The 9,789-nt window shown below is 68.5% G+C and carries 10 protein-coding genes and 1 pseudogene; all 11 read left to right on the plus strand.

Features of this window, described 5'->3' with window-relative positions:
* The first annotated feature begins 519 nt into the window (after positions 1-519).
* The gene (locus tag NBX02_RS06730) at positions 520-1,728 is read left to right on the plus strand and encodes a hypothetical protein (RefSeq protein ID WP_250290484.1); all 1,209 of its coding nucleotides are present in this window, start codon (positions 520-522) and stop codon (positions 1,726-1,728) included.
* Between the two features lie 147 nt (positions 1,729-1,875).
* A complete protein-coding gene (locus tag NBX02_RS06735) occupies positions 1,876-2,508 on the plus strand; it encodes a VWA domain-containing protein (RefSeq protein ID WP_250290486.1) in 633 nt (210 codons plus the stop codon).
* Between the two features lie 95 nt (positions 2,509-2,603).
* Entirely contained in the window at positions 2,604-3,353 is a 750-nt protein-coding gene (locus NBX02_RS06740; protein WP_250290488.1) for a protein phosphatase 2C domain-containing protein, read from the plus strand.
* Positions 3,350-4,501 (plus strand): protein kinase domain-containing protein, encoded by a 1,152-nt coding sequence (locus tag NBX02_RS06745; RefSeq protein ID WP_250282531.1) that lies wholly within the window; start codon positions 3,350-3,352, stop codon positions 4,499-4,501. The genes NBX02_RS06740 and NBX02_RS06745 overlap by 4 nt, the downstream gene beginning before the upstream one ends.
* A gap of 118 nt (positions 4,502-4,619) precedes the next feature.
* Complete coding sequence (locus NBX02_RS06750; RefSeq protein WP_250282532.1) at positions 4,620-5,345, plus strand: VWA domain-containing protein; 726 nt, start codon at positions 4,620-4,622, stop codon at positions 5,343-5,345.
* A 9-nt stretch (positions 5,346-5,354) separates the two neighbouring features.
* Positions 5,355-6,278: a hypothetical protein gene (locus tag NBX02_RS06755; RefSeq protein WP_250282534.1), complete on the plus strand. Its 924-nt coding sequence runs from the start codon at positions 5,355-5,357 to the stop codon at positions 6,276-6,278.
* A 366-nt stretch (positions 6,279-6,644) separates the two neighbouring features.
* Positions 6,645-7,448 carry a hypothetical protein gene (locus NBX02_RS06760; protein ID WP_250282536.1) on the plus strand — a complete coding sequence of 268 codons (804 nt, stop codon included), beginning with the start codon at positions 6,645-6,647 and terminating at the stop codon, positions 7,446-7,448.
* A gap of 2 nt (positions 7,449-7,450) precedes the next feature.
* Positions 7,451-8,089: a cytochrome c oxidase subunit 3 family protein gene (locus NBX02_RS06765; RefSeq protein WP_250282549.1), complete on the plus strand. Its 639-nt coding sequence runs from the start codon at positions 7,451-7,453 to the stop codon at positions 8,087-8,089.
* Between the two features lie 4 nt (positions 8,090-8,093).
* Positions 8,094-8,408: a cytochrome C oxidase subunit IV family protein gene (locus NBX02_RS06770; RefSeq protein WP_250282539.1), complete on the plus strand. Its 315-nt coding sequence runs from the start codon at positions 8,094-8,096 to the stop codon at positions 8,406-8,408.
* A 217-nt stretch (positions 8,409-8,625) separates the two neighbouring features.
* A complete protein-coding gene (locus tag NBX02_RS06775; protein WP_250282541.1) occupies positions 8,626-9,417 on the plus strand; it encodes an ABC transporter permease in 792 nt (263 codons plus the stop codon).
* Positions 9,418-9,430: 13 nt separating this feature from the next.
* A pseudogene (locus tag NBX02_RS06780) lies at positions 9,431-9,789 on the plus strand (ABC transporter permease); the annotation flags it as partial.

The raw sequence follows: 9,789 nt of genomic DNA on the forward strand, positions 1-9,789 counted from the left end.
GACTAGTCGTCGGCAGCGTCAGATGTGTATAAGAGACAGGCTTTTCCTCGTTCATCTGATAGCGCCGCCACTTGCCGACTACGTGACCGCGGCCAGCTGGGTTCCCGCGTTGATCGCTGCCCGGCCGCATCCAGAGATGAGTGCGTAACGGTCTCAACCACTCCGGGAGTGGATCATGTGGCCGCCGGGGTACTTCCCCGCTGCCGAACATCGGCGTGGTCCGGCGGTCCCGGTCTGCCGGCGTGTGATCCGAGGAGGAGCCGGTGGCGGCGGTCCTGCCGCGCTACCGGTCGTGCCACCTGCCGCGCCGTCGTATCGGGCCGGCGTATCGGGCCGGCGAAGCGGACCTGCGAAGCGGACCGGGCTCTGGTGGGGCCGGGCCGGGCGGCAGGTCCGGGGCAATCGGGTCGCTATGCTGGCTTTCCGCTGACTACAGTGGCCTGTAGCTGTCACGAGCAGCAGTAGATATCGCGGGGGGTTCCGGTGCTGCGAGGCGGCCATCATCGCCCCGTGACGGGTATGGACAGCGTCGCGCGGCAGCGACGGCGGCGTCCGGGCCGGTTACGGGCCCGAGCCTGGTTACCGGCGGCCGCGGCGGCCGTTGTGATCGTGGGGCTGGCCGCCGTGACGGCGGTCGTACCGCCGCTGTCCGGGTGGCCTGCGGTGGCCGCGCCGGTGTCCGATCAGCGGCCGGTGTTCCAGGTACGTGTCATGGAGCTGCCGGCGCAGGTCGACCGGACCGTCCTGGACAACCTGAACAGCCTGCTCAACGGGGTTCCGGACGGCGACGGAGCCGTCGTGGTGCGGGTGACCGGCGCCGCCGGGCTGGCCGGTGACCAGGACAGGCCGGCCGCCCTGGATACGATCTTCGATCGCCGGGACAGGCTCGTCGTCCAGGTCGCCCTGCCGGACCGTTCCCGTACCGGCGCGCAGCCCGATCTCGGGACGGCCGGTTCGTTGCTGCTGGCCGTGGCCGGCCACCGGTTCGCGGACGCGGACTCCGCCCGCGCCGCCTTCGCCCGCAACGACAGCGGGGGCGGGCAGCAGGCACCCTGCAAGAAGCAGTGCCGGGAGCAGGTGGCGGGTACCGGGACGGAACGCGAATCGCGGATGTACGCCACCAACACCGACCCGTTCGTCCTGGACGTCACGCTCAGGCGGGTGTTACAGGTGGACTCCTCGAGCACCCCGTTCACCGGGCCCGGGGATTCGCTCCTGTCGGAGCGGGACGACTCGGGCCGGTCGTTCTGGTTCTACGTGCTGATCGTCGCCGTGCCGCTCGGGCTGGTTGCCGTGCTCTGGCGGCGCGGCCTGTCGAGCCGGAAGGGCGGCGGTGCCGACAACGGGCCGACCACCGCCGCGCCCCGACGGCACGGCCCACCATCGGCGGCGCAGCAGTGGCTGGTTCGCTGGCGTCGCCTGCTGGGCCGGGAGGACGACGGTGCCGGCGGCGGCGACAACGACGAGGACGACGAGGACGACGGGTATGGCGGCAGGCGGCCGCTGTCCCCGGTCGCGCAACCGAACGTCGGCATCGGCTCGTTCGGCGTCGTGCATTCCGCTTTCGATCCGCAGGGCTACGTCGAGGTCGACGGCGGGCTCTACCGTGCGACCTGGAAGGGCGGCCCGGGGGCAAGCCGGCCGCGTGTCGGCGACCAGGTGCTGCTGAGGACGCACAGGGTGGACGGGCTACAGGCCTGGCCGCCGCACGGCAGCCCAGACCGGTAGCCCGCAGTGACTACGCAGACGGGGACACATCGGAAAATGGCACCTCGTAACAGCTCTGACAGGCCAGCGGACCGTCAGCAGCCGCGGGACATCATCGGGAACATTCCCATTCCCCGGCCGAGCCATCGCGTGCTCGTGGTGTTGTGCATGGACACCTCGTACTCGATGCGTGGTGAGGCGATCGGCAGGCTCAACGACGCGCTCGCCGGCTGGGCGCGCAGTATGCGGGCCGGCGAGAAGATGGCGCGGACCACCGAGTTCGCGCTCATCACCTTCGGCGCCGGGGGAGTGCGCAAATGGCGCGGCAGCGAGAGCTTCGACCCGCGCAGCGACCGGACCCCGTTCGTGCCGGCCCACAGTTTCCAGCCGCCGAAACTGACCGCCGACGGGGTGACGCCGCTGGTCGAGGCGGTCCGGCTGAGCATCTCGGTCATCGAGGCGCGCAAGCGGCAGCTGGCCCGGGAGAAGGTGACCTGGAAACGTCCGCTCGTCTGGCTGGTCACCGACGGCCGGCCGACCGACGACCAGGGGCATCCGAGCTTGGACTGGCGGCCGTTGGCGAGCGAGATCCGCGGGCTGGAGGCGAACCAGAAACTGGCGCTGTTCGCGATCGGCATTCCGCCCATCGACGACCAGGGCCAGGAAACCCTGCGCGAGCTGGCCCCGGAGCGGAACATGATGTACGGACGGTTCGACTTCAGCGACATCCTCGTGCAGCTGGACAGAAGCGTGGAGGACCCCAACTACAAACTGCGCGGCTACCAGCCGAGGCAGGTATGACCCCCGGCCGGCGGTCCGTGGCCGTCCGGAGCGGTGCCGGCGGCCGGCCCGACCGGTGGCGTATCCGGGGGGCCAGCGTCCAGGGGTATTCGCACGTGCGGGAGGGCAGATGGTGCGAGGACTCCTTCGCCCACCTGTCGCTGGGCGGGCAGGGGCCGCTGCCCGACGTCCACGTGCTGGCGGTGGCCGACGGCGCGGGATCCGCGCCCCGGTCGGCCGAGGGCTCCCGGCTCGCGGTCGCGATCGCCACCCGGCTGGTGCGTGACCGGATCCACCGCGCCGGCCGGTCCACGACCGCGCCCGAACTACAGCGGATCCTGGCGGACGCGCACGAGGAGATAGTCGCCGAGTTCCGGCGGATCGTCGCCGCGATCGCCGGGCCGGAGCACGTCGGCGAGTTCGCGACGACGCTGACGGTCGTCGTGCTCGCCCATCCCGTCGTCGGCTGTCTCGGCATCGGGGACGGCTTCGTCGTCGTCCGCACGGGTGAAGGCGGACAGGATAACCTGCACCTGCTCGACGCCGGGACCGCCGACGCCGAGCACGCCACCCACGCGGTCTTCCTGACCTCGGACACCAGCCGGGCCGCCCGGGTGAACGCCGTCTACGACCCCTGGATCAGCGGTGTGTTCGTGTCGACCGACGGCCTGATCCCCGCGACCCTGCGGCGGGACGACGACGGCCGGCTGGCGGTGTCCCGGGAACCGGTCATCGACACCGTGCTCAGGCTGCTCGACGACGATCATTTCGACGCCTCCGGGCTCGTCCAGCTGCTGTTACGGGCGGACGTCACCGAAGCGACCCAGGATGACACGACGCTGTTGGTGGCGGTCCTGTGCCGGTGACGGAGATCTTTGTCAACGGGCGCAGGCTGACCTGTTCGACCGTGCTCGGCGCCGGGACCGAGTCGGTCGTCCACGCCGTGGACGGTGACTCCCGGCGGGCGGCGAAAATCTACCGGGAGCCCGACGCCCGGCGCACCCGCCGGCTGGAGTGCATGCTGCGTGCCTTCCACGCGTCACAGTTCGTCGATCCCGTTTCCGGTCATCCAGGGCTGGTGTGGCCGGAGGAACTCGCCCGCGACTCCACCGGGGCGGTTCTCGGATATGTCATGCGGCGCTCCGAGGACCAGCCGCTGAGCACGTTCTTCGAGCACTACACCCGGCTGACGAACTTCCCGGGCAAGGACTGGAAGTTTCTGCTGGGGGTGGCCAGCAACCTGAGCCAGCTGGTCGCCGTCCTGCACGACCAGGAGATCGTGATAGGCGACCTGGCACCGTCGAACATTCACGTCCGCGCTGACGGGCTGATCAGTTTTCTCGACTGCGACTCGTTGCAGTTCCGGTACGACGGGGAGGTTTTCGCCTGCCACACCGTCACCCCGGAATACGCCGCGCCCGAGCTGCTGCCCGAGCTGTCCGGCCGCAAGAGCGTCGAGACGGACCGGTTCACCCTCGCCGTGCTGATATGCCAGCTGCTGCTGTGCGGGGAGCATCCCTTCCAGGGGATTCCGGCCCGGGAGCTGGACGTCGACCCGTCACCCGAGACGAACATCCAGTACGGCATCACCGTCCTGACGGCGCCCAGGGAGGTCGAGGTCCCGGACGAGGCCGTCGAGCCCGACGTCCTGCCGCCGCCGATCGCCGCGCTGGCCAGGCAGACGTTCGGGGCGGGCCACGGCACGGCCGGGTCGCGGCCGGCCGCGCAGGAGTGGGCCGACGCGCTCGACCTGGCCTGGGACGACGTCCAGGTGTGCGGCAACCGGAGGGGCCATACCTACAGCGGGCATCTCCCGGAATGCCCGTGGTGCGCGCGGGCCCGGACCGGCCGTTTCGACCCGTTCCCGGCGCTGTCGCACCTTGCCGGCGGTGCCGACGGCGGCGCTGCCGGCGGTGGCGTGGCTCCCACCACGAAGGTCACCAATGTTGTGCTGGCTGTCGCGATCCTGCTGCTTCTCGCGCTGGCGGTCGTCGTTGCCGTGGTCACTCGGTAGCCCGGTGCCCGGCGGTCCGCCGGCCGGGTGATCTCGACAGATGTGACATCGACAGATGTGACATCGACGGAGACGGCGGAGACGGAAGCGGCATCGGCAGAAGGAGGTGGAGACAGCCGTGTATCCCACAGGCACACACCCACAGAGCACCCTGATTCCGTTCTACCTCGTGGTGGACGTCTCGCAGTCCATGGACGGGCCACGCCTGGACACCGCGAACCTCATTCTGCGGCGGATCGGGGAGGCGTTGGCCCGTGATTCGGTCGCCGCCGCCCGGGTCCGGGTCGGCATGATTGACTTTGCCGGCGGCAGCCGGACGGTGCTGCCACTGTGCGACCTGCTCACCACGACGACGTTCCCCCAGCTGGCGTGCCGTGACGACGGCACCCGATACGCGCCCGCGTTCAACCTGTTACGGGCCACCGTCGACCGCGACCACCGCCAGTTGGAGGCCGACGGTTTCGCCGTGGGCCGCCCCGGGGTGTTCTTCCTCAGCGACGGTGAACCCTTCGATGATCCTCCCGGTGCCTGGGAGGAGGCGTTCGCCACCCTGCTCAGGGAATGCCCGGCCATCCCGCACATCATCCCCTGCGCCGTCGCCGACTCGAATCCCGAGATCATGCGGGTGCTGGCTCATCCGGCGCCGACGGCGCCGTTGTTCATACAGAGCCGGCTGGCCAGCCCGGAAAGCGCGATCAGGAACCTGACCGAGATCATCGTACGAAGTGTTGTGGCCTCGGGCCACCAGGAGATGGTGGTGATCGATGAAACGGACGTCCACGCCCTCGACACGGTCATCGTCGATCCGCCCGAGTCCTGGATCGACCCGGACGTTCGTTACTGAGAGCATTCCATGAAATGGCAGAGTGTTGCTGTCGAGCGGCAGCGGCTGGGCCGGGCCGATCTGCTGAGCCGGGGCGGGCAGGCCGTCGTCTACCGGCTGCCCGAATTCGGCCTTCCCGAGGTGGGGGTGCCGCTCGTCTACAAGGAGTACCGCTCCATCGTGGGGCGGGTGCCGGCCCAGGGCCTCGCCAACATCATTGCGCTGCGGCTGGCGCTGCCGGCGGACCAGCGCCTGTGGTTCGACACGCATCTGGCCTGGCCACTGCGGATCGTGGTCGACGGTGACGCCGACTCCGCCCGCGCAAAGGTGCTCGGAGTCGTCATGCGGCTCATACCCGACGCCTTCTTCCAGGTCTTCCCGGCAGCGACGGGAGGGCCACCGCAGCGCCAGCCGTGCGAAGCGCGGTCGCTGTTCGCCGGTCCCGAGCAGATGCGGGCGCTCGGTCTGCCGTTCCCGGACCGTGCGCAGCGGTGGTGGCTGTGCCTGCGGCTGGCCTACCTGGTGGCCTTCCTGCACAACCAGGGCATCGTCTTCGGTGACATCTCCGCCCGTAACGCCCTCTACCGTCTGCGGCCGACTCCGGATGTGCTCCTGGTGGACTGCGACGCGGTACGGAAGGTCGGCAACGCGGCGGTTGTCGACCAGGGCCACACGCCGGACTTCTTCCCCCCGGCGATACACGAGCCGCAGTCGATCAGCTCTGACCTGTTCAAACTCGGCCTGTTCATCGTCCGTATCCTCGCGCCCGGCCGGACGGTCACGCCGGAGAGCGCCGTACGGGCTGTCGAGGGTGTTCTCGGCCGGGCCGGCGTGGATCTCGTGCGGGCCAGCCTGTCCGCTGAGCCGCGGGACCGGCCGGCGGCGCTGCTCTGGTACCGCTACCTGCGCTCCGGCGCGGGCTCCCATCCCGGGACGCTGCCGTTGCGGGGCTGAGGGCCTGAAGGCGGCCCACGTCCTCCGCGGCGGCGTCGATCGGTGGACGAGCGCCAGCAGATCTTGCTGTGGGGCCCTGCCGCGGCGGGACGGGGCCGTTGCTGTCGCAAGATCTGAACAGACGATCGTACGTTTGTGTGTCGTAGCGGACACGGCGACATTGACACAGGTCACACAGGGAACTAAGGTCGGCGGAAAACAATCACTTGTTTGTTAGTGTGACCACCGTCTGGGGTGTGAGTTTGCTGCTGGCTGTGATGGTCGCGCCCGAGGAGGCGCGAGGGTGGATTCTGCCGGCGCGAAGCAGGGCATAACGGGCCGCCCGGCCCGCCTGCACCACCTCGACCGAGGGAGAAGGAGGGTCCCGTGAGCGCTACCGATGTCATCACGTCCCCGCTGGGAGGGGGAGCGGACACAAACAGATCCGCTCTGGCTCAGGCCGAGCGTCGGAGCATGAGCCGCAACTCGCAGTTACTCGTCGCCTGGTGCGGCCCGGCCATGTTCGTTTTATTCGTGATCGGGAGTGTCTGGCTCGCCCGGTACTTCCCGCCCGCCATCCACCCGAATGATTCCGCCCAGGAGGTCGCGCAGTACTACCGGGACCACAAGGACGCCATTCGGGTCGGTCTCGTGTTCACCTGTCTGGCCTATGCGCTGATGGGCGTCTGGGGCGTGTGCATGGCCGTCCAGACCCGGCGCAAGGAAGGGCTCTTCCCGGTTCTGACCTACGTCCAGCTGACCTGTATGGCCGCGGGTACCGCGCAGATCGTCGTGAACTGCGGTCTCTGGGCCACCGCCGCCTTCCGCCCCGGGGAGACATCACCGGAGATCACGCAGGCGTTCAACGACGCGGGCTTCATCATCCTGCTCGGCACCTGGATGCCGTTCACCATCTGGGCCATCGCACTCGGGCTGAACATCCTGCTGGACAGGACGACACCGGTTTTCCCGCGCTGGACGGGATACTTCAGCATCTGGTCGGGTGTGTGCTTCATGCCCGGCGGGACGGTGTGGTTCTTCAAGAGCGGGCCATTCGGCTGGACCGGTGTGGTGTGCCTGTGGGTGCCGTTCGTGGTCTTCGGCGCCTGGGTGCTGTACTTCAGCTACCTGTCGATGCAGAACGTCAGGCGCGGCTTCGTCCATGAGCAGGACCTTGCCGCCGTGTCGTGACCATGAGTGTGCCGTCCGGGATGGATCCGTTCGTGGACCCGTTCGCCTCGCGCACCGCGAGGGCGCCCCAGTGGCGTCCTCGCGGTGGGGGCCGGGTGCCGGGCGAGATCGGTATCTGGGTCTTCATCTTCGGGGACATGCTCGTCTTCGGGCTGTTCTTCGGTGTGTTCGTCCACGAACGGTCGCGGAGCACCGAGCTCTTCGAGCAGGCGCACGAAACCATGAACCTGACGTTCGGCGCGGTGAACACGTTGTTGCTGCTGACCGGGTCGATGTTCGTCGTGCTGGGCCTGAGCGCGTTGCGCGGAGGGGCTTCCCGGCCCGGCTCGCGGATGATCCTCGTCACGCTGCTCTGCGGCGCCGGCTTCGTCCTCAACAAGTACCTGGAGTACTCGGACAAGATTGACGCGGGGCACACGCCGTCGGCCAACAGCTTCTACATGTACTACTTCGTCTTCACCGGTATCCATCTGTTGCACCTGCTGATCGGAATGATCGGCCTTGTGATCATGTACAGGATCGCCCGCAAGCCGGTCCTGGAGGCCCGGGACATACGTAATCTCGAGGCCGGCGCCTGCTACTGGCATCTTGTCGACCTGCTCTGGATAGTCCTGTTCGCGCTGCTGTACCTGATGAGGTGACCAGATGTCGACGCATGCCGGGAGCGCTGCCGTCAGGAGTTCCGTCCTCAGGAGTTCTGTCCGCAGGAATCCGACCGTCGTCGCCTGGCTCGCGCTCATGGGCGCGACCGTGGTCTCCTGGTATCTCGGGGAGGGGCACGGCGCCCCGGCGGCCGCGACGGCCGGTGTGATTGTGGTGGCCTTTTTCAAGGTGTACCTCGTCGGCCGGTACTTCATGGAGCTCCGGGAGGCTCCGCGAGTACTGCGTCTCCTGTTCACCGGATGGGCCGTGGTGGTGTGTGCGGTTCTCGTGGCCATGTACCTTGCCGCCGGCGGCTGAAACGGCTGGCCGGTGCCGTGGTGTGGGGCGGCGTTTCCCGGGACCGTGGGTTTTCTCGCTGTCGCGGATACCGGCAGGGATGGGAATCCCGTCGACGACGCGGTGGGCCCGCGGGCGTGGCGCACCGCCGAACTGATCGAGGAGACAGATGACACAGCAGGTTGTAACCGAGCCCGGCAGCCACCGCTCACGTCCCCGGCCCATTGCCACGGGTGTCATGACAAGGCTTCCGCCGCTCCTTCAGCGGGTGACCGTCGACGTCGGGCAGAGCGGGCAGTTACTCGGGCGGCTGGCGACCACGGCGGTACGCCAGCCGCGGGGGTACTGGGGGAGTACCCGTGACGAGATGTACGCGATGCTGCGCTTCTGCTGGCTGCCGTGCAGCCTCGCGGTCGGCGGCTTCACGTTCCTCATCGCGAACTACGCGTACGACCTGCTCAGCCTGCTCGGTGGGCAGAACCGGCTGGGCACCTACTTCGTGATGGCGAGTCTCCGGGAGATCTCGCCGTTCTGCACCGGGATGGCCGTCGCGGGCGTGATGGGCACGGCCATGACCGCGGACCTCGGCGCCCGGCGCATCCGGGAGGAGCTCGACGCGCTGAAGGTGCTCGGGATCGACGCGACACGGATGCTGGTGCTCCCCCGGGTGCTCGCCATCACGATCATGACGGTGGCCTTCACCATCATCGGCGGCCTGCTCGGCATCATCATGGCGATGCTTTCCGCGACCGTGTTCGGCGCGACGTCCACCGGCGGTTATTTTGCGAATTTCCTGTCGAGCCTGACGGCCCCCGAACTGGTCGGCGTCCTGATCAAGTCCACGCTCACCGGCCTGTTCATCGGTATCGTCTGCGCGCAGAAGGGGCTCACCGCGCGTGGTGGGTCGGAGGGTGTCGGACGGGCCGTCAACGAGGCGGTGGTGCTGTGTTTCGCCGCCGTGTGGGTGATCAATTTCATGGCGAACGCGACGCTGCTGGGCCTGAACCCCGACATGCTGGTGAACCGGTGAAAGGGGTTCGACGGTGACCGTGACAGAAAACAGCAGTGATGTCGCGGCGAAGCCGCTGACAGATACCGGTATCGGCAACTTCGGTTCCTACAGCAGTGAACGGTCGTTGGTGTACGACCTCGGTGAGATCGCCAGGTTCGCGGTCGCCTCCGTGCGCCGCCTGCCGGGGGTGCGCCACTACGGCTCCGAGGTGCTGCGCCAGGCCGGGATCGTGATCCTGTCCAGCTCCGGGATCATCTGGTTCATGATGGCGATGCTGGCCGCGGAGGCCTCGTTGGAAGGCCACTATCTCCTCAGCCAGCTGGGCGCCGGTAGTTACACGGGGGTGTTCACCTCGACCGCCGACTACACGGTCGCCCCCGAGATGTGGGG

It is taken from the genome of Protofrankia sp. CiP1_Cm_nod1, assembly GCF_920888515.1.
In the GTDB taxonomy this organism is placed as follows: Bacteria; Actinomycetota; Actinomycetes; order Frankiales; family Frankiaceae; genus Protofrankia.